Source organism: Mesorhizobium sp. M1329, assembly GCF_040318035.1.
Taxonomy (GTDB): domain Bacteria; phylum Pseudomonadota; class Alphaproteobacteria; order Rhizobiales; family Rhizobiaceae; genus Mesorhizobium.
Map to the genome: position 1 here is coordinate 37307 of NZ_JAMYLN010000019.1, position 25776 is coordinate 63082.

The window sequence follows — 25776 nt, forward strand, 5'->3', positions numbered from 1 at the left end:
GGAATAGAATTCTGTATTCTGGCCCAGCTGTGGGGCTAGGCGCCGCAATGATCTGGCTTGGCCTCGACACCGGGCTCTTCATTCGCTGGTCTTCGGCGATAGCCAACAGCGTTGAATAAGACCTCATTGTCACAATCTTAGGTGGGAGGAACCTGGTTGACGCATGAGGCGCCCGTTCGGCGCCATGCCCGTGGTCGCCATGCTTGCAGCACCCCAGTGGCTGAAGTCGTCGAAGCTGTGGGTTGGCGATGGGGTGGTAACGTTGGGCGGAGATGGTTTACAAGCCAGTGACGCTTCGAACGGCCGCCGAGTATTTCGTCCCTCCTTCCTGAGCTTCGAAGTTTGTCGCTGGGTCCCGGCCTTTTATCGTGTTATGCTAATAGACCCAAAAGACCTTCCTTGAAGGGAAACGGAAATGTCCGCCATGTCAGCGTTGACGCGGACTTTCATTGCCGCTGTTCTTGTCGGCGGCGCGCTTGTCATGTCGTCGGCCATCGGAGCGGGAGTTACCGAGGATGTCGTGACGGCAACGCGACTCGCGGAATTGCTCCGGGCGGGGCGAAGCATCATCTCGAACTATCAGACGCTCATCAATGACCCTGCTCTTGGCGACAAGCACCTCGACGGTGAGCGCATTGCGAGAGAGGCCATCGCCGCTTACTCAAAACACACCGGTCACGACCCGCTTTCCGGCGAATTGACTGAGCGCGACCGTCGTCTGCTTGAGGCCCAGATTGAGGCGATGCGAGAGGTGGTGAACGAACAGCAAGATAACATCAACCGCGCGGGAACCGCTTTCAAAGGGTTCGTGCCAGCCGTGTTTGCGCGTCTGATGAATGACAAGTTCGCCGCCAAGGCCGGCAACGAAGCTCGGGTGCGGGTGACTGCGCCAGAGCAACTCGTGCGCAACCGCAAATCGCTTCCGGACGCCTGGGAAGCACAGATCATCAAAAGCGTCTTGCTAGATCAGCAGAGAGCGAAGGGAGAAGCCTATACGGAAGTCACAGCGGTGGATGGACGCCGGGCATTTCGAATGCTGCTGCCCGAATACTATACTGGCTCGTGCCTTTCCTGTCACGGCGAGCCGAAGGGCGAGATCGACGTGACAGGATATCCAAAGGAGGGCGGCAAAGCGGGCGATCTGGGAGGCGCGATCAGCATCGTCTTGTTCAAATGAGCGCTTTGGAACAATCACCGCACCGAGTGAAAGCGGTTTCGGCGCCGGCGAGGCCGCTTACACGTCGCTTTGCGAATCTACCGATTTCGGCCCGCATAGCTGCGCTGACAGCGGCCGGCCTTATCAGCCTCATCGTATCCTCCATTTTTCTCACACAGGCACTTTATCGCAGTGCAGATCGAACCGCGGAGACCAAGGCATTTTTCGACGCCGCGTCCACTGCGGCTGCGGCGCACGTAACATTCGGCGAATTGCGATACTGGCTGACCGACCTGTCGGTTAGCTTGTTGATGAATTCGCAGCGTAATGCCGAGCAGGCGCGCGAGCGACTCCTGGCACACCTGGACCGCCTTTCAAAATCATCACCGGATGCGGTCAGGGAAATCCGCGTTGAGATCGATGCCTATGTCAAAACAGCGTTAGAGGCGGCAGACAGCTATACTCAAGACAACCGCATCATCGGCAACACTCTCCTCGCGCAAGCGCGCACCCACAGCGCAAATGTGGATGCTGCGCTTAACAAACTCGTTGAACGAGCGAGCGCCGAGGCAGAAGCCGCCCGGAACGAGGTCGTAACGGAAACCCAGAAAACGGCGACTACTGCTGCTGTTCTGGTGGCCATCGTGGTGATGATCGGGTCGCTTCTCACCATCCTTGTCCTTCGCTCGATCGTCGGCCCGTTGCGGCGGCTAAACCGGGTGATCGGAAATCTGACGGAAGGACGTTACGACGTCGAAATACAGGCAGAGGGAGGGGACGAGCTCGGCGCGATGGCGCGGACGCTTCGGCTTTTCCGGGCGAGCGCAATTGAAAAGCAAAGACTGGAGGATGAGGCGGAGCGGCAAAGACGGACGATCGGAGCGGCACTCGAGGCGATTTCTGACGGATTTGTCCTGTTCGACTCGGAGGACAAGGTCCTTCTTGCCAACAGCAAATACTGCGAAATCTTTCCCGACAATGAGCGAGCTACTCTGCCTGGGAAAAGCCTTCAGGATATTCTGAAAAGTCGCTTGGCGAGCGGACACGTCGACCTTGAGGGCGCGTCGCCGGAGGAGTGGATTGCGAAGAGGCTGCGCATCCAGAAGGATCCGGCAGGCTTCGTCCACGAGGGTCGCTTCGGAGAACGCTGGGTCCGCGTCAGCAAACGAAAGACCCCTGACGGCGGGACCGTCGCCATTTACACCGACATCACGGAACTGAAGCAGAGAGAGGTCGAACTCGAGCGGGCCAAGAGTCATGCTGAAGCGGCAAATGAGGCCAAGAGCAGCTTTCTCGCGTCCATGAGCCACGAGCTACGCACTCCACTGAATGCGATCATTGGCTACAGCGAGATGCTGATCGAAGAGGCGAGCGGCCAGCAAATGAACGAGTTCGTGCCAGATTTGGAAAAGATCGCCGGGGCCGGTCGCCATCTCCTCGCGCTCATCAACGACATCCTCGATCTGTCGAAGATCGAGGCAAACAAGATGGCAAATTTCCTGGAGACTTTCGACGTCGCCGACTTGTTGCGCGATGTCCAGGCCACAGTCGCGCCACTGATGGCGAAAAACCGAAACAGTTTCGTTCTGGACCCCGCGGGCGACCTCGGGAAGATGCATTCGGACCAGACGAAGTTGCGTCAGAACCTCTTCAATCTGCTCAGTAACGCAGCCAAGTTCACCGAGGGGGGCCGCGTAACGCTGGCGATTCGACGCGAGAGGAGATCGGACGGCGACTGGCTGATATTCAGAGTATCCGACACCGGGATCGGGATGACGCCAAAGCAGCAAGAACGGCTCTTTGACGCTTTTACGCAGGCAGACGCCTCCACCACTCGCAACTATGGCGGGACGGGATTGGGCCTCAGCATAACCCGGAGTTTCTGCCGCATGATCGGAGGCGTTGTAACCGTCAAGAGCGAGTTCGGAAAAGGCTCGACCTTCACAATGGAGATTCCAGCCGAGTGCAACGAAGAACCTGGCGAGCAGAAACCCGCCGAGCCGCTGTCGTCGAGGCCGTCGGAACGGGCGGTTCTGATCATAGATGACGAGCCAGCCGCCCGAACTCTCATCGCCAAGGCCTTGGCAGAGGCGGGACTGGCATCGATCGAAGCAGCAAGCGGCGAGGAAGGCATAGCCGCAGCGCGAGCGCATCGCCCGGCCGCAATCATTCTCGACATCATCATGCCGCATCAGGACGGCTGGTCAGTGCTGCGCTCACTGAAAGGCGATAAGGAGCTCTGCGAGATTCCGGTAATCCTTGCGACGATACTTGCAGATCGCGAACTCGGCCTCTCACTCGGTGCGGTCGAATACCTCACCAAGCCGATCGACACCCGAAGGCTTATTCGAACGATAGAGGCTTGCGGCGGCGGCAACCGCGATGTGCTTGTTATTGACGACGATCAAGCCTCGCGCGACTTCCTTCGGCGTATCCTGATCAAGAAGGGTTGGCGGGTTCACGAGGCAAGCGATGGCTTGCGGGGCCTCAAGCTGATGAAGCGATTGCTGCCGCGTTTGGTCCTGCTTGACCTGCTGATGCCCGAAATGGACGGGTTCCAGACGCTGAACGAGATGCAGCAGGTGCCCGAACTGCAAAACATTCCGGTCGTCGTCGTAACTTCGAAGGATTTGTCGGCGGACGAACTCAAATGGCTTCGCGACAGGGCGGTCTCGGTTGTGACCAAGGGCGCAAACAGTCGGTCCCAGTTGGTCGAGGCCCTCGAGCGCCAGATCTTCCCACTTGAGTCGACGGGTGCCGGCAACGCCGATCGCGGAAGCGCCCCTATAGTTGAAGGAAGCCAAAGATGACGAGGATCCTTCTCGTAGAAGACAACGAATTGAACCGCGACATGCTCTCGCGACGGTTGTCGCGGCGTGGGTTCGAAGTCCTCATTGCGGAAAACGGACAATCGGGGGTGGAACTCACCGTTTCGGAAAGGCCCGATCTCATCCTCATGGATATGAGCTTGCCGGTCATGGACGGGTGGGAGGCGACGCGGCGGATCAAGGCCGATCCGGCCACCTCCGGGATCCCGATCATTGCGCTTTCTGCACACGCGATGGCCAGCGATCGCGAAATGGCGCTCGAGGCGGGCTGCGATGACTACGATAGTAAGCCGGTGGAACTGTCGCGACTTGTCCAGAAAATTGAACAATTGCTCGCCGCGAATGGATGAGGCTCGGGCGGACGGTATGAAAATATGACTGCCAAGAACAAGTTCCAACGGCATGCGATCGCCGTCCATCTGGCACAGCAGCTCGCCGGACCGGCGCGGGCAATCTCAGGACTTCAGGAGTTGCTGACCGAACAGGTGCAGGACCTCGGTCTGGTCCACATGACACCCGACCTACAGAAGGTCGGCGCCGCTGCTTGCGAACTGAATGGCCTGATCGACAGCCTGATCCACGGCAAAGCCGATAATGAGAACCGGGCAGGGGTCGAGATCGAGGCGAAACTGCGCCACGACTTGCGAACGCCGCTCAACGCGATCATCGGCTATTCCGAAATGATTCGTGAAGAAGCCGAAGAATTGCGCGAATACGCGCTGGAAGAGGATGTCACGGTGATGCTCGCCGCGGCGGCCGAGTTGTTGGCGCATGTCGATGCAATTGCCGGCCTCTCGCGCGCACCCGACAGCGAGGATCCGCGGACCACGGATCAGGCTGAGATCGATGCGGCAGGGCTCGAACGGGCACTGATCAAGGCAGAGCACGACGCAAGCCCAGGCCACGGGGGGCGCATACTTGTCGTCGACGACATCAGCAGCAACCGCGGTCTCCTCTCGCGCCGCTTGCAACGTGACGGTCATCAGGTAGTCACTGCCGAGTCCGGTCCATCAGCGCTGGCTCACCTGGCGGAACACGAGTTCGACCTGGTTCTTCTTGACCTCCTGATGCCGGACATGAACGGCATCGAGGTGCTCTCGCGATTGAAAGCGGAGCGCCGATGGCGGCATATCCCTGTCATCATGATATCGGGGTTGGACGAAGTGGACGCGGTGGTCCGCTGCATCGAGGCGGGGGCGGACGACTACTTGCCTAAACCTTTCAATCCGGTCCTGCTGCGCGCCCGGATCAACTCGAGTTTGGAAAAGAAACGTTGGCTCGACCGCGAGCACCAGTATCTTCAGCGGATCGAGGCGGAGAAGCGGCGGGCCGACTCGCTCCTCCATGCGATCCTGCCCGGTCAGATCGTGGCACGGCTGCAACGGGGCGAAGAGTTCATTGCCGACCGATTCGATGAAGTGACCATCCTTTTTGCCGATATTGTCGGTTTCTCGAGCATAGCGGCAAGGTTGCCGCCGGCGGACCTGATCAAGCGCCTCGATGGGCTATTCAGCACGTTCGATGTCTTGGCGGAGAAACATTCCGTGGAGAAAATCAAGACCATCGGAGACGCCTATATGGCTGCAGGCGGTGTTCCGGAACCGGCAGATGACCATGCCGACAGGATCGTGGCACTGGGGAAATCCATGCTGGACGCGTTGAAGCCCTTAGCGTGGGGCAACGATAGTTTTCGGATCCGCATTGGCGTGCACACGGGACCGGTGATCGCGGGCCTGATCGGCCGGCATCGATTCGTCTACGACGTCTGGGGCGAGACCGTGAATATTGCAAGCCGGCTCGAGTCTCAGGGCGTGGCCGACCGCATGCAGATTTCGGAGGCAACCAAGCAGGCCCTGCGTACCTCCTGGAAGCTCGAACCGCGCTGCAATGTAGAACTGGCAGGTGTCGGCAGGATTGAAACCTATCTCGTTCAACACTGAACAATGTCTGACTGCCTAAGGGAATTTCGCGAAGCGATGCTTGGGGTCGAAACGATTGCATGCAGCACAAGCGTTGTTTCTCGCCGGAGCATCGGCCGCCGCAGCCAACACAAGCTTGTTAGGCGCCGCAGCCTGGGCGCAGGCGGCCGAACCCTTCAAGCTTCCGCCGCTCGGCTACTCGAACAACGCATTGGAGCCGCACATCGACGCGACTACGATGATGATCCATCACGATCGTCATCACGCCGCTTACGTGAATGCCTGCAATCAACTCGTGCCACTTTGGCCTGAGCTCGCCAGCACGCCGATGGAGGCCATTCTGGCAGATTTGGGCAAGGTCCCGGAAGGCGTGCGCAGCGGCGTGCGCAACAATCTTGGGGGACATTGGAATCACACTCACTTCTGGGAGCTGATGACGCCGGGGGGACCCAACCAGCCCGGTGGCGACCTCAATGCCGCCATAAGCAGCACCTTCAGCAGCTATGCGGGCCTGACCGAAAAGCTCATGGCGGTTGGCCTTGACCGCTTTGGCTCCGGCTGGGTATGGCTTGTCGTGGACAAGGACAAGAAGCTTGAGATCGTCAGCATAACCAGGACACGCCGCTCGAGCTTGGGGCTCATCCAGTGATTGGCCTCGACGTCTGGGAGCACGCCTATTATCTCAAGTACCAGAACCGCTGCGCCGACTACCTCAAGGAATGGTGGAGCGTGGTGAACTGGGACAAGGCGCTCGCCAACTTCAAGAAGTCGATCGGCTGAGGGGGCCGCAGTTCGCAACACCTCATCCATCGCAATTTCGAGTTCGTGATGCTCGATCTCGATTTGTTGTCAGGCCGCTTTTCGACCATAGCAAAAGAACGCCTCCTCAATAGTGGGCCTTGCCATGCAGCGCACCGCCGACTCGAACCCCGAACATGTCTGCAAATTGTTGACGTATCCGACAGGACTCTGAGGCATAGCGAGGATTGCTATAGCTCATTTTTCATGGCATCATGAGTTATAGAAAGGCGCTCTATAACTCATGGTATGGAATTGGGAGCAGACTGACTGGCCGCATTTTACCTACGATAAGAAGGTATTGGAACCGCTGGAAAGCGAGTTCCTGTTGCGGTCGGGCGAGTTGCGGGGCGTCTTTCGTCATGTCGGTGCCGACGATCGCGACCAGATTCGCATCGACCTTATCAGCGAAGAAGCCTTGAAGACATCCGCGATTGAAGGGGAATACCTCAACCGCGAGAGTCTGCAATCATCCTTACGCCAGCAACTTGGCTGGGGGAGCGAGACCAGGCACATTCCGCCGGCCGAGCGCGGTATCGCTGAAATGATGGCCGATGTTTATTTGCATTTTTCCGATGCACTCTCGCATCCCACCCTCTACGCCTGGCACAAGATGGTGATGTCGGGTGAGCGGCGCATCGGGACCATCGGCAGCTACCGCCTGCACGCCGATGCCATGCAAATCGTTTCCAATCGGCTGGATAAGCCCAAACTCCATTTCGAAGCGCCACCGTCGGCCCGGGTGAAGACCGAAATGGACGCCTACGTGGCTTGGTTCAACGAAACTGCGCCCAAAGGCAAGATACCGATTCCGGCGTTGACGCGTGCCGGAATCGCGCACCTTTATTTCGAGAGCATTCACCCGTTCGAGGATGGCAACGGGCGCATAGGGCGTGCCCTCTGCGAAAAGGCACTGGCGCAAAGCCTGGGTGAGCCCAGTCTCATCGCTTTGGCGTACACGATTGAACGCCACCGCAAGCCCTACTACGGCAATCTGGAGGCCAGCAACAAAAACAAAGCGATTACGGCTTGGCTACTCTATTTCGCTAACACGATCCTTGAAGCGCAACGCGTAACGCTTGCCCGTGTCGAATTCTCGATCGCCAAGGCCAAGTTTTACGAACGCTACCGCGGTCACTTCAATGAGCGCCAGGAAAAGGTCATCACCCGGATGTTCCGCGAAGGTATAGATGGTTTCAAGGGCGGTCTCAGCGCCGAGAATTACATCGCCATCACTCAGGCATCCCGCGCGACAGCGACAAGAGATTTGCAGGACCTCGTTGCCAAGGGTGCACTGATTAGAACCGGCGAACGACGATACACACGTTACGCATTGAACACTCTTGCTGGCCGAGCGTAAACCACAACAGAGACAGAAGAAGCGGGCTGTCAAAGAGTCTGCCTGCCTGAGCATCGAGGGGTGGCTGGCTGCAATCTGACAGGAGATCCTCGAGGCCAAGACAATGGTAAGAGTCTGTTCGAACTGCCGCCGGCTACTACCGACCCCAGAGCACCCCGATGATCACACCCTAATTCGGCAGCGGCATGGTCGGCCTTCAAGGCCCTTGGCCGGGAAGTTGGTACCGCTAGTTGGAATCAGGCAACACCCGTTTCTGAACTGGATTTTGAAGCCGCGGATAAGCGGCTATGATGAGCGTGCCGAATGCAGGTAAGGTTGAGGAGGCCTCGAACAATCGGCATTAAAGGAGACTACGTCGATGACGAACGTTCGCGCCCTTGTCCTTGAACGCCAGCACGAACTCAAGCTGCGTGACATCGATCTGCCACAGACCGTGGGCCCGGGCGAAGTTCGCATCAAGATCCATACGGTGGGCGTCTGCGGCTCTGACGTGCATTACTACACGCATGGCCGCATCGGCCCGTTCGTGGTCGAAGCGCCGATGGTCTTGGGCCACGAAGCCGCCGGCACCGTCGTCGAAACAGGGGAAGGCGTCGAGCATCTAAAGGTCGGCGACCGCGTCTGCATGGAGCCGGGTATCCCCGATCCCAATTCGCGGGCGAGCCGGCTCGGCCTCTACAACATCGATCCGGCGGTCAGGTTCTGGGCAACGCCGCCGATCCACGGTGTGCTGACGCCCTATGTCGTCCACCCCGCCAACTACACTTTCAAACTGCCCGACAATGTCAGCTTCGCCGAAGGCGCCATGGTGGAGCCCTTCGCTGTCGGAATGCAGGCGGCTGCCAAAGCAAAGATCGCGCCGGGCGACACGGCGGTGGTGATTGGCGCAGGGCCGATCGGCACGATGGTGGCGATCGCGGCGCTCGCCGGCGGCTGCGCCCGCGCCGTTGTTGCAGATCTCGCCCAACCCAAGCTCGACATTGCCGGCGGCTATCAAGGCGTGATCCCGGTCAACGTCCGCGACAAGAACCTGGCGGCGGAGGTAAAGCGCCTGACCGATGGCTGGGGCGCCGACGTCGTGTTTGAATGCTCGGGCTCGTCCAAGGCATGGGAGACCCTGCTCGATCTGCCGCGGCCCGGTGGCGTGGTGGTGGTGGTCGGCCTGCCGGTGGCGCCGATCGCATTCGATGTCGCCACCGCCTCGACCAAGGAAGTCCGCATCGAAACGGTGTTCCGCTATGCCCACCAATATGAGCGGGCAATCGCGATGATGGGGTCGGGCCGGGTCGACCTAAAGCCACTCATTTCGGCGACCTTCCCCTTCGAAGATTCCATCACCGCCTTCGACCGCGCAGTCGAAGCACGGCCGGCGGACGTAAAGCTTCAGATCCGATTGCCGGATTAAGGCGAGTTCCAAAGCCCCCGGGCTGTCCTCCCGATCTCCTCAATGCGTTCCGTAGCTTCCTTGGGGTGCCAAAGTTGGCGGCCCCGAGCGCTTTTGATGCTGGTACACGGCATTTGCCGGCGGCCCTCCCTCCAAAAACAACCCCGTACCCGGCGATCACGGCATCCTCTGGGACCACGAGCAAATCCCCTGAGCCTGACGGAACCGACACTTGACAAATCGGCGGCCGTCCGACACGTTCTTAACAAAAGGCACAACAAACTTACAAAAGTTCAAGTTGGCACAATCTGGCCGATAGGGAGAAGGCCGATGCGTCTCTGTGACCGAGCGGAGATTTGCGCGTGAGCACGGTGACCGTGACCCGCGAAACGCCCAGATGGGCCCTGCCCCGGTTCATGACGGCCGAGCATCCATTCCCCTGGCTCGCGCCGATCACGGTTATGCTTCTCGTTTTCGGGATCTACCCCCTCGCCTATTCGGTCTGGCTGTCGTTTCACAAACGCAATGTCGTCTCCCGGCAGCTTGACTTCGCCGGGCTCCACCAATGGACGCGGGCCTTCTCGGATGCACGTATGTGGCATTCGCTGGAAACCACGCTGATCTACACCTTCGTCGCGCTTGCGGTTCAGCTTGCGCTCGGCATCCTCGTTGCCCTTCTGCTTGACACCGATCGCAAAGGTTACGGTGTGCTGCGGGCGCTGATGACACTGCCGCTGGTGGTGCCGCCTGCGGTGACCGGAATGATGTTCCTGCTGATGCAGGACGGCTCTTTCGGCGTCCTGTCGTTCTACCTCTATGCCCTCGACCTGATCTCGCCGGCACAGCCGATCCTGACGCAGCCCGGAACCGCATTGGCGGCGATCCTGCTGGCAGACATATGGCAATGGACGCCGTTCATGGTGCTCATCATCCTGGCAGGGCTCAGGGCGCTGCCGAAGGAACCTTTCGAAGCCGCCGCAATCGACGGCGCCAACGGCATCCAGACGTTCTTGCGGCTCACATTGCCGATGCTGCGCAAGGTGATAGCGGTCGCGGTGCTGATCCGCGGCGTCGATCTCTTTCGCATCTACGACTACGTTTACATCATCACCGCCGGCGGGCCGGGCACGGCCACCGAGACACTTTCATTCTACGCGGGTCGAATCTACTTCACCGGAGATTTTCCCTATGCCGCGACCCTGTCGCTGATCGTGCTCGTCGTCTTGATCGTCGTGTCGAACCTGTTCGTCAGGCTGTTCAAGGTGAGGTTCTGATGGAGTCGTCGCGCGCCCAAGCGATCGCCCGTGACGTGCTCGCCGTCCTGGTGGTGGCGATCTTCATGTTCCCGATCGCGTGGTGGGCGCTGTCGTCCATCAAACCCTATTCGGCGATTTTCGACCGCAGCGGACCGGTTTACACCGGTTTCACGCCAACGCCGGACAATTACCGCGTGACGCTGCTTGGCGTTTCGCGCGTCGACATCGGCATGGAACAGGGCGGCGAGGCGGCCGGGGTCATCAAGGGTGGCGCCAGCTCCTACGATTCCCGCCAGTCGTTGCTCGACAGCGCCATCATAGCCGTCGGATCGACGGCGCTGACGCTGCTGCTGGCCACCCTGGCCGCCTATTGCCTGTCGCGAATGCAGTTCAGCGGCCAGCAGTCCTTCCTGTTCTGGATACTCTCGCAGCGCTTCATGCCGCCAATCGCGATCGTCATTCCAATCGTTTTCATGTTCCGCGATCTCGGGTTGCGCGATACCTATACGGGGCTCATTCTCGTTCACAGCTTGATCAACCTGCCGCTGGCGGTTTTGCTTTTGAAGTCGTTCTTCGACGATGTTCCGCGCGAGGTTGATGAGGCGGCGCTGATTGACGGCGCGACGCGTTGGCAGACGTTCCGACGCGTCGTCCTTCCCATGGTCAAGGGCGGCATCGCTGCGACTGCCGTGCTGTGTTTCATCTTTTCGTGGACCGAGTTCCTGCTCTCACTGTTCCTGACAACGTCGATCCGCACGGTGCCGGTGAAGATCTCGACCTTTGTCACCTCGACCGCGACCGAGTGGGGCTACATCACAGCGCTCGGCACGTCCGCGATCATACCCAGCTTCATCTTTATCCTGCTGGTTCAACGGCATCTGGTCCGCGGCCTCACCCTCGGATCCCTGAAGGAGTGAGGCACAGACGAGAAGAACGACGACAAAAACGCAATGGAGGAACGATCATGAGCTTCAGTGAACACGACAAGAAGACATTCGTCGCCGATACCTGCAACGACTTTACGGCGCGCCGAATAACCAAACGCGACTTCATGAGGAAGATGGCGCTCGCCGGTGTCGGCTTTTCGGCCTTCGGGTCGGCCATGCTAGGAGGCGGCCGTACCAATCGGGGGATGCTGGGGCTCGGGGTTGAGGAAGCCCGCGCCCAGGACGCCGATATGCTGAAGTGGCTGGCCGACGTCGGCAAGCCTTATGCCGGCACCAAAATCCGCTACACTTCGGAAGCGACGCCGCCAACGATCGTGGCCAACCAGCTTGTCGCGGGTGAATTCACCAAGGCAACCGGCATTGAGGTGGAAGTCGAGATCGTGCCGCTGGAGCAGGTTCTCGCCAAGGCGACGCAAGACGTACAGGGCCAGCTTGGTACGTACGACGTCTACTATCTCGATCAGTCCTGGATGGCGACATTTGCACAGGATGTCGTCGATCCGCGCGAGTATTACGACCAGAACAAAGAACTGGCGATGCCCAACTTCGACTGGGACGATTTCTCCAAGCCGCTAGTCGACGGCATCGCCATGTACAACGGCAAACAGTGCGGAATTCCATTCGATATTCCGATCTTCATCCTGATGTACCGCAAGGATCTTTTCGACAAACACAACATTGCGCTGCCGACAGACCTCGACGCCTATCTCAAGGCCGTGCAGGCGCTCACAGAGGCAGAAAAAAGCAACGGCATCTTCGGCACAGCATGCCAGGCGAAGTCAGGCCATTATTCGCTGGAATGCGACTGGACCTTCGCATTGTGGGGCCATGGCGGTTCCATCTTCAACAAAGACAAGAAGTTTGTCGGCAATGACGAGCGCGGGGTGGCCGGGCTCAAATTCTATCAGGAGCTGGTCAAGAACTCGCCGCCCTCCGCGACGACTTGGACCTGGGACGGCCAGGGACAGGCACTGACACAGGGTCAGGCCGCCATGGCAATCACCTGGGGCGAAGATTTCCCCGGCTTCGACGCCAATGATTCCAAGGTCAAGGGCCTGTTCGAGGCCCTGCCCGCGCCCAAGGAAGTTCCTGGCCGTCGCGCCGCCGCAGATTGCGGCTTCAACGAAATCCCGGCCGTCGGTCACCAGGGTGGCTCGACGATCTCGCTGTCGCAATATTCCAAGAACAAGGAAGCAGCATGGCTGTTCATGCAGTGGGTCTGCTCGAAGGATGTGATGGCGCGGGTATCGACGCTCGGCGGCGGCGCCTCGCCGATGCGCAATTCCTCTTTTACAGATCCTCGGGTCAAGGCGAAGGCCGTTGTCGGCCCCGGAACGACACGTCATTTCGACGCGATCAAATACACGATCGACAATCAGATGGGATCGGAGCCGGACATGCCGATCTGGGCGGATCTGTCGAACAACGACATTCCGGTTGAGCTCGGCAAATTGCTTACGGGCCAAGACTATGGCGGCGACGCCAAGGCATGCCTGGATGCCATTGCCGGCATTGTCGACGGCAAAGTCAAGGATGCCGGTCTTTAGCGGGTAATCGGTGATTTGGGCGAAGGCGGTTTCGACCGCCCTCGCCCGTTGGCAACGTGGCGGCAATGGTTCCTGATCTCGTCATCGGCATTGATTCCTCGACCTCGGCAACCAAGGCGATCGCCTGGGACCGCAATGGTCTGGCCGTGGCCGAAGGTCGTGCACCGCTTGCAATGTCCAATCCGCGTTCGGGCTATTTCGAGCAGGATCCGGCCGAATGGTGGGCCTCGACGGTCACGGCGCTTCGTGCTGTCGCGGCAACAGTTTCGCCGGCACGCATTGCCGCCCTTGCGATTGCCAACCAACGCGAGAGCTTCGGCCTTTTCGACGAGCAGGGCCAGGCGGTCGGGCCTGCAACGCTCTGGCTCGATGAGCGCGCCCGGGGGAAAGCACGGCGCTTCGGCGAGAGTTTCGGCGCGGCACGCGTCCACGCAATATCCGGCAAGCCGCTGGACGTCATTCCTTGCCTTTACCGCATGATCTGGTTTCGCGAGGAAGAGCCCGAGATTTTTGCCCGCGTGGAGCGGATGGCCGAAGTCCATGGCTATCTGGTCTTTCGCTTGAGCGGCCGGTGGGTGACATCCACCGCATCCGCCGACCCGATGGGCATACTCGATATGCGAGCCATGGACTGGTCGAACGAAATACTGAACGCGGCAGGCGTCCCCCGGCGCATGATGCCGGACCTGGCGCGGCCCGGCACCGTTCTGGGTCAACTGACTTCGGAAGCGGCCATTTCGACGGGCCTGCGCGAGGGCACGCCGATCGTCGCAGGCGGCGGCGATGGTCAATGCGCCGGCACGGGCGCTGGTGTGTTGCAGCCGCGATGCGCCTACATCAACCTCGGCACGGCGGTCGTCTCCGGCAGCTTCGGCACGGCCTACGTCCACGACCAGGCCTTCCGCACCGAGACGGCGGTCGCCGATGACGGCTATATCTACGAGACGTGCCTTCGCGCCGGCACTTTTCTTGTCGACTGGATGGCGCGCGAAATGCTTGGCGTCGATCTGCATGGCGCAAATGATGCCCTGGAGGCGCTCGAGGCCGAAGCCGCTGCCAGCCCGATCGGCGCAGGCGGCATAATGCTCCTGCCCTACTGGCAGGGTGTCATGGACCCACACTGGGATAGTGCGGCCCGTGGTGTGATTGCCGGGCTTTCGGGCTCGAGCCGCCGCGGCGACATCTATCGCGCCGTGCTGGAAGGCATAGCGCTGCATCAGGCCGCGACAAGTCAGCGGGCCGCTGCGGCTGCCGCCCAGACTATCGACCAGTTCATAGCGATCGGCGGAGGAGCGAAGTCCGACCTGTGGATGCAGATTCTGGCGGATGCGCTCGATCGTCCCGTAAAACGTTCGACGACGGTGGAAGCCTCCTCGCTTGGCGCGGCGATGGCGGCGGCAAAGGGCGTGGGCTGGTTTTCCGCCATCGCCGAAGCGTCGCTGGCAATGGCCAGCGAGCCGGCCAGAGCCTTCGAACCGGACACGAAACGGGCCGCGCTCTACGCCGAGCTTCGTGCGATCCATGCCGATCTTTGGCCTACGCTTTCAGCCTGGAACCAGCGCCTCGCGGCCTTCATGCAGGCCGATCATGGCTAAAGCGACCAACTGGAACGCGTTGATCGAGGACGTCGTCGCAGGACGCTGGACAGATCCCAAGACAGGCGCAGCTGCGGTCCTGCCGTTCCAGACAATCGAATTGCTGGAGACGACGGCGGGCCGCGAGGCGGATCTCGTTGCGCCGCTGAAGCTAGGCGGCCGCATCGCCGTGGTCTCCGATGTCAACACCGTCGATGTAATGGGCGGGCGCGTCGCGAGGGCGCTGCGTGCCATCGCCGGCATCGACGAAATCGTGTTGCCTGACGGCCTCGACTGCGATGAGGCAACGATCCAGATGGTCAGGCAGAGGACGCGTCATGCCGACGGTGTCGTGGCCGTCGGATCCGGTGTCCTCAATGACAGTTGCAAGCATGCAACCTTCCTCGATGAGCGGCCCTATGCCGTCTTCGGTACGGCCGCCTCAATGAATGGCTACGGCGCCTCGACAGCATCGGTGACCTTGGCCTCCGGGCTCAAGATCTCGCTGCCCTCGCATGCTCCGCGGGGCATATTCCTGGACCTTGGCGTGTCGGCCGCAGCACCCGCCTGGCTCAGCGCCGCCGGCCTTGGCGATAGCCTCTGCCGCTCCACGGCCCAGATCGACTGGTGGACTTCACATCGGCTGTTCGACACCTACTATTCCGAGGTGCCTTACCTGCTGCAGGCGGGCGACGAGGGGCCGATGCTGGCCCACGCGCCTGGCCTTGCCAGGCATGACATCACCGCCGTCGGGCATCTCCAGCGCGTCTTGACGCTGTGCTCGATGGGTGTGTGCTTTGCCGGCGTTTCCCATCCCGGGTCGATGGGAGAGCACCAGATTTCCCATTGGGTCGACATGTTCGCGCAAGACCATCATCCCGGCACCACGCACGGCCAGCAGGTCGGGGTTGCCTCGCTGGTCATGGCGCGTCTGCAAGCGCGGCTGCTCGACATGGATGAACCGCCGCAGGCAAAGCCGACCGTCATCGACGAGGCGGCGATGCTGGCCCGCTATGGGGCGCAGCTCGGACCACTTTGCATTGCCGAGATGAGGAAGACGGCACTCGACGCCAGCCAGACGGAAAGCTTCAACCGCAGGCTTGCGGAAATCTGGCCGGCCCTGCGCCAGGAGGTTCGGCCGATGGCTATGCCGGTCGCCCGCATGGAGGCGGCGCTCAAGGCTGCCGGGGGGCCGGTCACCGGCGCGGACCTGGGCCTGCCACGCGCGCTTTGGCACGATGCCATCCGCTATTCGCGGGAAATCCGCGGCCGATGGTCCTTTGTCAATCTGGCCGCCGATGCGGGGTTGCTAGAAGAGTTTCTGGAGAACGAATGGTGAGACCGCATCCGATCGCCAATGGCTAGCACGGCGAAAGTGGAATCCACAGGCAAGGGCAATCGAAGGGTAGTAATTAATGGCGTCTGTCACCATCAGTAACATAAAGAAGGACTATGGCGCCCTCTCGATTATCGATGGACTCGATCTCTCGATCGAGGATGGCCAGTTCGTCGTTCTGTTGGGGCCGTCAGGCTGCGGCAAGTCCACGCTGTTGCGCATGATAGCCGGTCTCGAGCCGATCACGTCCGGTGAGATCGCCATAGGCGACAGGGTCGTCAACACGCTCCATCCCAAAGACCGCAACATCGCGATGGTCTTCCAGAATTACGCGCTTTATGCGCACATGACCGTCTTCGACAACATGGCCTTTTCCATGCAGTTGAAGAAGCGCCCAACCGAAGAAATCAAACAGAAGGTCGGGTGGGCGGCCTCGATCCTCAACCTGACACCCTATCTGGAACGGTATCCGCGCCAGCTTTCGGGCGGCCAGCGGCAGCGCGTTGCCATGGGCCGCGCCATCGTGCGGGACCCAACTGTGTTCCTGTTCGACGAGCCGCTGTCCAATCTCGACGCCAAGCTGCGCGTGCAGATGCGCACCGAAATCAAGGAGCTCCATCAGCGGCTGAAGACCACCACTGTCTATGTCACGCATGACCAGATCGAGGCAATGACCATGGCCGATGTCATCGTCATCATGCGCGACGGCCATATCGAGCAGATCGGGCGCCCGCTCGATGTCTACGATCGCCCGTCAAACCTGTTTGTCGCCTCTTTCATCGGCTCGCCCGCAATGAACATGTTCCATGGCGAGGTGGCTTCCGAGCGCGATGCCTGGGTGGTGCGGACCGACGAGCTATCCCTCCCGCTCCCGCCAGGAGCTGCGGTCCGGCCCGGCCAAAAGGTGATCTACGGCATTCGCCCCGAACATCTTCGACCAGTGGCAGACGGGCGCGGCATCCCGGCAAGGATTACGGTTGTCGAGCCGACCGGCCCCGAAATCCACATCTTTGCCAGCATGGGCAACACCCCGATCTGCTCGGTGCTACATGACCGCATGGAGCCCTCTCCTGGAGCTGTGATCCATCTGGAGCCGACGCCTGAGCGAATCCACCTGTTCGACGAAGATAGCGGCGAGCGGCTGGACAAGGGAAAAAGCTGAATGGCGCGGATCATCATCCTCGGCGCCGGCGTCATGGGCTCTGCCATGACGCTTCCGGCCGCTCATGCCGGTAACCACATCACTCTTGTCGGCACCCATCTCGACGAGGAGATCGTCGGCTCTGTGGCCGATACAGGTCGTCACCCTCGCCTCAACATCACTCTGCCTGACGCGGTGACCGCCTGTTCCTGGACCGAATTCGGGGCGGCGATGAACGATGGACCCGATCTGCTTGTACTCGGCGTCTCGTCGGCCGGCATTCCCTGGGCGATCGAGCGCATTGCAGAAAGCATCAAGTCGCCCGTGCCGATCCTGATGATTACGAAAGGACTTGCGGCAAGCGACGAAGGCATCGAAATCCTGCCACATCTGCTTGCCCGCGAGATCGAGCAACGCACTGGCTTGTCTGTCCCGGTGATGGCCGTCGGCGGACCGTGCATTGCCGGCGAACTGGCCGCACAGCGCGACACCTCTGTGATCGTGGCCGGGCATGATCCCGACCAGGTGGCCGCGGCGTCCCGCATTCTGCGCGCGCCCTTCTATCATGCGCGATCGTCATCCGATCTCGTCGGCGTCGAGATCTGCGCTGCTTTCAAGAATTTCTACACGCTCGCCGTTGGGGCTCCGGTTGGGCTGCTCGAGCGCGACGGCAAGGCGCCCAACGGCGCGCTCATGCACAATCTTGCCTCGTCGTTATTCTCGCAGTCCCTCGCCGAGATGGCGATTCTGGTCGAAGCTCTGGGTGGAAAAATCGAAACGGTGCTGGGGCTGGCCGGCTCCGGCGATCTTTATGTGACCTGCCAGGCGGGCCGTAATGGTCGCATGGGGCGCCTGCTCGGCCGCGGCCTGCCCTATTCCGTGGCGAAGCGCGAACATATGAGTTCGGACACGGTCGAGGGCGCGCAACTGGCGCTGGACCTTGGTCCGACTTTGAAGAATATGATGGCCGGGGGTGTACTTCCGCACGATCGCCTGCCGCTGACGAGAGCCATCATCGACGCAATTTGCCATGATGCTCCGCTGGTTTTGTCCTTCGACCGCTATCATCGAGGCTAGCGGAGCCGGGAAACTCGATTGATGCCTCATATCGATGAGCGCAAGGCTCCACCGAGCCCGCTCTGGACCCGCTGCCGCGGAGTGGACAGGATGATCTGATGGAGAAACCCGCACGAAAGAAGCGCGACGGCCGCCAAGCCGTAACGAGTTCCGTCACGGCCGATCGCGAGGAAGGGCTGCTCGTGCGCGCCGCCTGGCTTGCTTATGTCGGTGACCTGACGCAAGCGCAAATCGCCAAGTCTCTTGGCCTGACACGCCTTCGCGTCAACCGGATGCTGGCGCATGCCCGCCAGCGGGGGATCGTCCAGATTCGCATCAATTCCAAGGTGGCGAACTGCATCGAGCTGGAGCACCGGCTGCGGGACGCCTATGGTGTCTCCGACCCAATCGTGGTTCCGACACCGCCCGATCCTGCCCTGGTGCCACAGGTCATTGCAGCCGCTGCCGGTGAAGCCCTGTCGCATAGAATCCGTGATGGGATATCGGTGGGCGTGGGATGGGGACGGACGCTCCAGCTTAGTCTGCGCTCAGTGACCGTACGCCCGGTCAGAGGGATGTCGGTCGTTTCCCTGCTTGGCGGGCTCACGCGTGGATCGGCGATCAACATCTACGAGATCGCTTCGCGGCTCGCGGCGCTTTTCGATGCGGAATGCTTCTACATCGCGGCACCGGTGTTCACGGACACCGAAGCCACGCGCGACCTGCTTATGCGCCAGTCTATTCTGGAAGACGCCTTCACTCATGCCCGCGACGTTGACGCCGCTTTCGTTTCGGTGGGCGCGGTGCACAAGGACGCCACCATCTTTCGGATCGGACTGGTAGGAGACGATGATCTCAGATCGCTCCGCGAAGCCGGAGCGGTCGGCGATATTTGCGGCCACTGGATCGGCGCCGACGGACATCTCGTCGATCACCCGCTAAACAGTCGCGTCATCGGCCTCGCCCCCGAACATCTGCGCGACGTCGACACTGTGATCCTGCCCTCCGGCGGCCTCGACAAGGTTCCGGTGCTGCGCGCGGTGTTGCGTCTGGGAGTCGTCGATGTGCTGATCACCGACGAGAAAACCGCTGAGGCAATCCTTGCGGAAAAGCCGTAGCGCAGACTGACCTCTACCAGCAGAGTTGGCTCGCGAGTGATCGCTTCTCCACGTCACAGAACCTCGTGGATTTCCTCGATCGAAGTCTCGCCGATCCGCTTGTCGAGAACGATCTCTCCGCGCGCCATGGCCACGACCCGGTCACAGCATTCGAAAACATGATGCATGTTGTGGCTGATGAAGACGCTGGTGATGTTCTGGGCCTTGAGGGCGCGAACGAAGCCGATCACCTTTCGCGTCTCCTTCACCGAGAGATGATTGGTCGGCTCGTCGAGGATCATGACTTTCGACTTGAAGTGCATGGCCCTGGCGATCGCCACGCCTTGGCGCTGGCCGCCCGACAGTTCGCCGACAAGCGCGTCGGGCGACCTCAGATGCAGATCGACGTCGGCGATCGCCTTGACGCTTTCGTCACGCATGCGCTTCTGGTCCAGGATGCCGATGCCGAAAACCGAGCCCTTCACCGGCTCGCGTCCGATGAAAACGTTGCGGGCAATGGTCATGGTCGGGACCATGGAATTGTACTGGTAGATCGTCTCTATGCCGCGATCCATGGCGTCGCGCGGGTTCGAGAATCGGACCGGTTCACCGTCGATCCTGATCTCGCCGCCATCGGGCTTTTGGGTGCCTGACAGGATATTGATCAGCGTCGATTTGCCGGCGCCGTTGTCGCCGACGAGGCCCAGTGCCTCATCGGGGTAGATGTCCAGCGTGACGTTCTTCAAGGCATGGACGCCGGAATACCATTTCTGGAGTCCCTTGATCGCGATGATGGGTGCCGCCATGATCAGGTCTCCACCTTCATTGCCCTGCCCCGCTTTCGAAGCCAGGCATTCATGACGACCGCGAAGATAGTCAGGAAGCCGATTGCCATCTTGAACCAGTTGGCGTCCACCTGGCTCAGTACCAGTCCGTTGTCGATAACGCGGATCAGGGCAGCCCCGATGATGCCGCCGAAGATGGTGCCGATGCCGCCAGCCAGCGAGGCGCCACCGATGACGGCAGCCGACACGGCCTGCAACTCCAGCCCCTCGCCGATCGAGGGCAGCGGCGCGCCGAGGCGCATCACCTGAATGGTGCCGGCAAAGCCGGCGAGCACCGAACAGATCATGAAGCAGACGACCTTCACCCGGGCCGTCGGGATGCCCATCGATTGCGCGGCGGGCAGAAAGCCGCCGGTGGCGCGCACCCAGTTGCCGAAATTCGTGCGCGACAGCAGCACCGTCACCAGGATTGCCACGGCGACAAACCAGAAGAACGACATGCGAAAGAGGTCGCCCGGCCCGACATAGATCGTAAACAGCCATTTGGGCAGAGCGTTGGCTGGGATGACAGGAGGGAAGCCACCGGAGATTACCACCGTCAGCGAACGCGCGATGAACAGCATGCCAAGCGTGGTGATGAAGCTTGGTATCGCGAAACGAATCGTTATGAACCCGTTGAAGAAGCCGATCAGGGCGGCGATCGCGAGGCCGGCGGCAAAGGCCGGCGCGAACGGCACGCCGGCCGCCAGCATCACCGCCATGGTCATCGGCGTCAGCGCAAAGACCGAGCCCACTGAAAGATCAAACTCGCCGCATATCATCAGCAGGGTCACGCCGATCGCGACCAGCCCCATTTCGGGCAGCAGCCCAAGCATTCCGCGCACGTTCTGTGTGTTCAGAAATACGCCGTTCGAGCGGATCTGAAAGACGAGGAGGAGAAGGAGCAGGAACACGACCGCCGCAAGCTCCGGCTTCTCCAGGTAAATCTTCATCAAGCGCCTCATCATTCGCTCCGGCTTGAGATTGGTTGCGCTGGCTTGCCGCGTCGGCAAGGGGATGGCGGCAGTCTGTCTTCTGCCGTCCCCTTGACGGGGAGATGCCGTGGCAGGATGAGGGGCGGAGCTAAAACGCCCAAAGGCCACGCGGCCTGCCCCTCACCCTTGCCTCTCCGCGTAAAGAACGAGGAGAGGACGCCGGTTCGCGCCTACCGCACGCCTTTTGCGGCCAGTTCCTTGAGCTTCGGCACGTCTTCCTTGACGATGATGCCCTTGCCAGTGTCGATGTCTGCCGGCAGCAGACCGACGTTCTTGGCGAGATAGGCTTCCATCACCGGCATGAAGCCCTGCATGTAGGGCTGCTGGTCGACCTGGACCTGAATATAACCCGCTTCCATCTGTTGCAGGACTTCCGAGACGATGTCGAAGCCGCCCATCAGCACCTTGCCCGGCTCGATGCCGCGATCGATCAGGACCTGGGCGACGTAGGCGTGCCAAAGGCCAGTGTCGAAATACACTGTGGTGTCCGGGTGGGCAGACAGATAGGCGCCAACACGATCGGCGACGACGGCGCCATCTGTGCCGGTGTCGAGCCGTTCAATGACCACTTCGCGTCCGGCATTCGCGGCCTTGTATTCCTCAAGGAATTTCATGACGCCGGCAGCGCGCTGTTCCGACCAGTTCTGACCGGGCGCGGAGACGCCGACGAGCGCCCTGATCTTGCCTTCCTTGGGGAAGAACTCGGACATCTTCTTGCCGAGTTCGTAGCCGGCGGGAATGAAGCCCTGGCCGATGAAAGCCTGGCGGGCATTGCCGGCTGCACCCTCGGTGTCGTCGACGTTGGACGCGATGACGGTGACGCCGGCAGCGCGGGCGTCGGCGATGATCTGGTCGAAGGCATTGTTGTCGACGATCGAGGTGATCAGCGCGTCCGGTTTTGCCGCGAGTGCCGCCTGCATGTTGGCCGATTGTTGCTCGATCGAGCCTTCGGTCTGGGTAAAGACCATCTGGCAATTGGCCTGGATCTTGGCGCAGGCGTCGTCAAACCCCTTCTTCACCGCCTGCCAGAACGGGTTCGACGCCGACGAATGATGCGTGAAGACGATGTTCATCGGCTCCTGCGCGCGTGAGCCGATTGCCGAGCCTCCAGCCAGTACTGCTCCCAAGGCTGCCGAGATAAGTAGCTTCTTCATGGTTCTCCTCCTCCGTAGAAAGCTGCTTCAGGTTCATTTTCAGAGAGTCGATGCCTCAGTCACCCGTCGAAGCGCCGTGAAGGCGCGATCGATCTCCGGGTTCAGTTCCATGCCGAGGCCCGGTCCGGGAGGCACGGTGATCATGCCGTTCTTCACCTCCGGCAAAGCGGTCACAAGGTCGCGGTACCAGGTCTTGTAAAAGGCCCTGACACTCTCCTGGACAAGTGCGTTCGGCGCATTCAGCGACAGGTGGGTCGATGCGCCGAGCACCACTGGACCGGTGCAGTCGTGTGGCGCGACCGGGAGGTGCCATGCCTCAGCCATGGCAGCGATCTTGCGCGCTTCCGAGAGCCCGCCGCACCAGCTGATATCGAGCATGATGACACCGGCCGCTCCGGTTTCGAGAAGGTCGCGGAAGGCCCACCGGGAACCGAGCGTCTCCGAAGCCGATATCGGCGCCAGCGAAGCCTCGGCATAGCGTTTCAGGCTGGACAGGCTGTCCATCCTGATCGGATCTTCGTGCCAGAAGGTCTTGTAGGGGGCAAGCTCGCGAGCGATCTGCATGGCCGGCAGCAGCTGCCACATTGAATGGAATTCAACCATGATGTCCATCTTGTCGCCGACCGCATTGCGGATTTTCTCGAATGGCGCCAACGCGGAATTCAAGTCGGGCTGCGATATGTACAGGCCGCGTGTTTTCTCGGCCGCCATGTCGAAGGGCCAGATCTTCATGGCCGTGATGCCTTCCTCCAACAACGAATGCGACAGTTCGTCGGCGCGGTGAAGGAAGCCGTTCAGATCATCATAGGCGTCGCCGGGCTTATCGAGCCCATAATTGGCCGTCGTCTGGCCGATGGCCTTCTTGATGTATTCGGTTCCGGCACAGGTGTTGTAGGTCCTGATCTCGTGCCGGGTGAAGCCGCCGAGGAGCTGTGCGATCGGTTGACCCGTGGCCTTTCCGAACAGATCCCAAAGCGCGATATCGAAAGCGGAGTTGCCCCTGACTTCCGCGCCCGTCGATCGGAAACCGAGATAGCCGACGAGGTCGGCGGCAAGCAGGTCGATCTGCAACGGGTCGCGCCCGATCACGCATGGCGCGACGTATTCGTGCAGATAGGTCTCGACGGTTTCGGCCATGAAGAAGGTCTCGCCCAGCCCGACGAGGCCTTCGTCCGTGTGAACCAGAACCCAGAGAAGGTTCGGCCGCTCCTTGAGCCGTAGCGTTTCCAGTTTCGTGATCTTCATTGCGTCCCCGCTCCTCAGGCGATGCCGGCCGCCAGCAGGGCCTTGACGCTCTCGTCAAAATGCCTCGCCATCAGGTCACGAGCAGACTGGGGATCACCGGTCTCGATTGCTTCGGCGAGATCGATATGGATCTGGATCATCTCCAACTGCTCGGCATCCGAAGGGCGGGTCCGCCAGCCGATCGGCCAGGTCTGGCGCGATACGCGCTCGAACGCGCCGACGATGAGGCTGAAAATCGGATTCTTCGCAGCCTTGGCGATTTCGTGGTGAAAGGCGAGATCGTGTTCCATGACCTGTTCCGGCTGCTGGACATTCTCGCGCATGGCGAGCGCGTGCGTCCTGATCCTTTCCACTTCGTCAGCTGTTCTGCGCAAGGCCGCCAGCATGGCGGTGCGGGTCTCAATCGTGCGGCGCACGTCGTAGATTTGCTGCACCGTGATCTGCTCGGTGTGGACGCCATGCTCGATCACCAGTGACATGGCGCCATAATCCAGCTCGGCGACGGTCGCCCGTCTGCCTGCCCTCAGGTCGATAAGCCGCATGGCGGCGAGCGAGCTGAAGGCCTCGCGAACCACGGTACGCGAGACGCTCAATTGTCTCGAAAGCGCGGCCTCGCTGGGCAGCCGGTCGCCCGGCCCGAGCTCATGCGCGCGGATATGGCGCGTGATCTCGCCGATCGTATTGCTGACCAGGCTCGCTGCGTCGGAATGTTTTGCGGATACGGCCGTGCTCACGCAATCTCCAGCTCAGGAGTGGGCAAACCTGTCTGGCAGGTTGTCCGGATGTGTTGATAGTACCTAGGAAAGCTGTATGTCAATCGAGTCGTCGACGGAGAACCCTAGGCATCATCGCCGGGGACCAGAGGCTTGCATGACCGATGCTTTTGACGCGACCGGCGCCGGTCGGCCGGGGTGCGGGAGCCTGCGTGATCGAACAGCGATCATCGCGCTTGGGTACGGCAGACATTCTCGTCGTGAACACCGACGGGCGGCCGACCATGCCGCCCGAAAATATCTCGGCGGACGATTCACTGATATTTCGATCGACGCATCCCATATGAGCGGAAAGAGTGTCACTTGAGGACTTGCCTATGCTGATTTCGCGTTGGGGACGGTTTGCAGTTTTGTTTGCGGGGTTGTTCCTGGCATTTTCCATGGTCGCTATGGATCACGCCGATGCGCGCCGTGGCGGCAGCTTCGGCAGTCGCGGCATGCGCACTTTCCAGCCGGTCTCGCCGACCAGAGTTGCGCCGCAACCGGCCGCACCGGTCGAGCGCTCGATGACGCCGAATGCCTCAACGAACAATGCGGCCCGTCAGCCGCAGGCATTCCAGCGCCCGGGCTTCTTCAACGGCCTCGGCGGATCGATGATGCGGGGGCTGCTTCTCGGCGGTTTGATCGGCGTTCTTCTGGGCCATGGGTTCGGCGGCTTGGCCGGCATGTTGGGTCTTTTGCTCCAAGTACTGCTGATCGGCGGCGCGATCATGCTGGCGATCCGGTTTTTCCGCTCGCAGGCGGCGCAAAACCCGGCGCCAGCTATGGCCGGTGCCCCGCGGGGTACGGGGACCTTTAGGCGCAACGCAGCAGCCCGGCCTGACCCGAGCAACACCACAGCGTTCCCCATTCCAGGTATTGGGTCAGGATATGGCGGAACGAACCAAGACAATGCTTCCGATGAGATCACACTCACCCAAACCGATCTCGACACGTTCCAACAGCGACTGACGGAAGTTCAGGAGGCATTCGGGCGCGAGGACCATGCTGCATTGCGCCGCCTGGCGACGCCGGAAATGGTGTCCTATCTGTCCGAGGAACTTGCCGACAATGCCAAAAAGGGCGTCAGGAACGACGTATCAGACGTAAGCCTGCTGGAGGCCGATATTGCGGAAAGTTGGCGGGAGAGTGATCGCGACTACGCGACGGCTGCTTTGCGCTATGAGTCTCGCGACGTGACCCGCGATCGCATCAGCGGCAAGATCGTTGAGGGCCAGGCCGATCGGCCGACGCAGACAACCGAACTGTGGACCTTCATGCGCCAGAACGGCGGGGACTGGAAGCTCGCCGCGATCCAGCAGCCTAGCTGATGTGCTTGCCAGCGCGATCAGAGTGGTCAGTTTTGGGAGCCGTTTGACACCTCGTCTTTCAGCTCCGCCTCGAAGT

At 60.8% G+C, this 25776-nt stretch carries 20 protein-coding genes and 1 pseudogene; 16 read left to right on the forward strand and 5 right to left on the reverse strand.

All coding sequences use genetic code 11. The features are described 5' to 3' along the window. The first annotated feature begins 415 nt into the window (after window positions 1-415). The 15 genes and pseudogenes from NKH21_RS19545 to NKH21_RS19615 all read left to right on the forward strand — a co-directional run bounded on the left by NKH21_RS19545 (window position 416) and on the right by NKH21_RS19615 (window position 19420). Window positions 416-1177, forward strand: coding sequence for a Tll0287-like domain-containing protein (locus NKH21_RS19545; protein WP_352665739.1), 762 nt, complete (start codon window positions 416-418; stop codon window positions 1175-1177). Continuing rightward, window positions 1174-3966, forward strand: a complete 2793-nt coding sequence (locus NKH21_RS19550) for a response regulator (protein ID WP_352665740.1) — start codon at window positions 1174-1176, stop codon at window positions 3964-3966. The genes NKH21_RS19545 and NKH21_RS19550 overlap by 4 nt, the downstream gene beginning before the upstream one ends. After that, window positions 3963-4334 carry a response regulator gene (locus NKH21_RS19555; protein ID WP_352665741.1) on the forward strand — a complete coding sequence of 124 codons (372 nt, stop codon included), beginning with the start codon at window positions 3963-3965 and terminating at the stop codon, window positions 4332-4334. Before NKH21_RS19550 ends, NKH21_RS19555 begins: the two co-directional genes overlap by 4 nt. A gap of 24 nt (window positions 4335-4358) precedes the next feature. Then, window positions 4359-5924, forward strand: coding sequence for an adenylate/guanylate cyclase domain-containing protein (locus tag NKH21_RS19560; protein WP_352665742.1), 1566 nt, complete (start codon window positions 4359-4361; stop codon window positions 5922-5924). A gap of 190 nt (window positions 5925-6114) precedes the next feature. Continuing rightward, window positions 6115-6683 (forward strand): annotated as a pseudogene (locus NKH21_RS19565) (superoxide dismutase). Window positions 6684-6945: 262 nt separating this feature from the next. After that, window positions 6946-8061 carry a Fic family protein gene (locus tag NKH21_RS19570; protein WP_352665743.1) on the forward strand — a complete coding sequence of 372 codons (1116 nt, stop codon included), beginning with the start codon at window positions 6946-6948 and terminating at the stop codon, window positions 8059-8061. Between the two features lie 358 nt (window positions 8062-8419). Continuing rightward, on the forward strand, window positions 8420-9466 hold the full coding sequence (locus NKH21_RS19575; protein WP_352665745.1) for an NAD(P)-dependent alcohol dehydrogenase: 1047 nt from the start codon (window positions 8420-8422) through the stop codon (window positions 9464-9466). Window positions 9467-9807: 341 nt separating this feature from the next. Continuing rightward, complete coding sequence (locus NKH21_RS19580; RefSeq protein WP_352665746.1) at window positions 9808-10719, forward strand: carbohydrate ABC transporter permease; 912 nt, start codon at window positions 9808-9810, stop codon at window positions 10717-10719. Further along, the gene (locus NKH21_RS19585) at window positions 10719-11618 is read left to right on the forward strand and encodes a carbohydrate ABC transporter permease (RefSeq protein ID WP_352665748.1); all 900 of its coding nucleotides are present in this window, start codon (window positions 10719-10721) and stop codon (window positions 11616-11618) included. The genes NKH21_RS19580 and NKH21_RS19585 overlap by 1 nt, the downstream gene beginning before the upstream one ends. A gap of 47 nt (window positions 11619-11665) precedes the next feature. Beyond that, window positions 11666-13195, forward strand: a complete 1530-nt coding sequence (locus tag NKH21_RS19590; protein ID WP_352665749.1) for an ABC transporter substrate-binding protein — start codon at window positions 11666-11668, stop codon at window positions 13193-13195. Window positions 13196-13260: 65 nt separating this feature from the next. After that, the gene (locus NKH21_RS19595) at window positions 13261-14790 is read left to right on the forward strand and encodes a xylulokinase (protein ID WP_352665750.1); all 1530 of its coding nucleotides are present in this window, start codon (window positions 13261-13263) and stop codon (window positions 14788-14790) included. After that, window positions 14783-16108, forward strand: coding sequence for an iron-containing alcohol dehydrogenase (locus NKH21_RS19600; protein WP_352665751.1), 1326 nt, complete (start codon window positions 14783-14785; stop codon window positions 16106-16108). The genes NKH21_RS19595 and NKH21_RS19600 overlap by 8 nt, the downstream gene beginning before the upstream one ends. A 76-nt stretch (window positions 16109-16184) precedes the next feature. Continuing rightward, a complete protein-coding gene (locus tag NKH21_RS19605) occupies window positions 16185-17267 on the forward strand; it encodes an ABC transporter ATP-binding protein (RefSeq protein ID WP_352866985.1) in 1083 nt (360 codons plus the stop codon). After that, the gene (locus NKH21_RS19610; protein ID WP_352665753.1) at window positions 17268-18323 is read left to right on the forward strand and encodes a hypothetical protein; all 1056 of its coding nucleotides are present in this window, start codon (window positions 17268-17270) and stop codon (window positions 18321-18323) included. Between the two features lie 98 nt (window positions 18324-18421). Then, entirely contained in the window at window positions 18422-19420 is a 999-nt protein-coding gene (locus NKH21_RS19615) for a sugar-binding transcriptional regulator (protein ID WP_352665754.1), read from the forward strand. A gap of 53 nt (window positions 19421-19473) precedes the next feature. Here the strand turns inward: NKH21_RS19615 and NKH21_RS19620 are convergent, their stop codons facing one another. From NKH21_RS19620 to NKH21_RS19640, 5 genes are all read right to left on the reverse strand, one after another. Continuing rightward, the gene (locus NKH21_RS19620; RefSeq protein ID WP_023678772.1) at window positions 19474-20205 is read right to left on the reverse strand and encodes an ATP-binding cassette domain-containing protein; all 732 of its coding nucleotides are present in this window, start codon (window positions 20203-20205) and stop codon (window positions 19474-19476) included. A gap of 2 nt (window positions 20206-20207) precedes the next feature. Next, window positions 20208-21188, reverse strand: coding sequence for an ABC transporter permease (locus NKH21_RS19625; RefSeq protein ID WP_352665755.1), 981 nt, complete (start codon window positions 21186-21188; stop codon window positions 20208-20210). A 200-nt stretch (window positions 21189-21388) separates the two neighbouring features. Further along, on the reverse strand, window positions 21389-22372 hold the full coding sequence (locus NKH21_RS19630; protein WP_352492409.1) for a sugar ABC transporter substrate-binding protein: 984 nt from the start codon (window positions 22370-22372) through the stop codon (window positions 21389-21391). A gap of 39 nt (window positions 22373-22411) precedes the next feature. Further along, window positions 22412-23617 carry a mandelate racemase/muconate lactonizing enzyme family protein gene (locus NKH21_RS19635; RefSeq protein ID WP_352665756.1) on the reverse strand — a complete coding sequence of 402 codons (1206 nt, stop codon included), beginning with the start codon at window positions 23615-23617 and terminating at the stop codon, window positions 22412-22414. Window positions 23618-23631: 14 nt separating this feature from the next. Then, window positions 23632-24351, reverse strand: a complete 720-nt coding sequence (locus tag NKH21_RS19640) for a FadR/GntR family transcriptional regulator (protein ID WP_352665757.1) — start codon at window positions 24349-24351, stop codon at window positions 23632-23634. A 359-nt stretch (window positions 24352-24710) separates the two neighbouring features. Here NKH21_RS19640 and NKH21_RS19645 point away from each other — a divergent pair, with 359 nt between their 5' ends. Next, complete coding sequence (locus tag NKH21_RS19645) at window positions 24711-25700, forward strand: Tim44 domain-containing protein (RefSeq protein ID WP_352665808.1); 990 nt, start codon at window positions 24711-24713, stop codon at window positions 25698-25700. The last annotated feature ends 76 nt before the right edge of the window (window positions 25701-25776 follow it).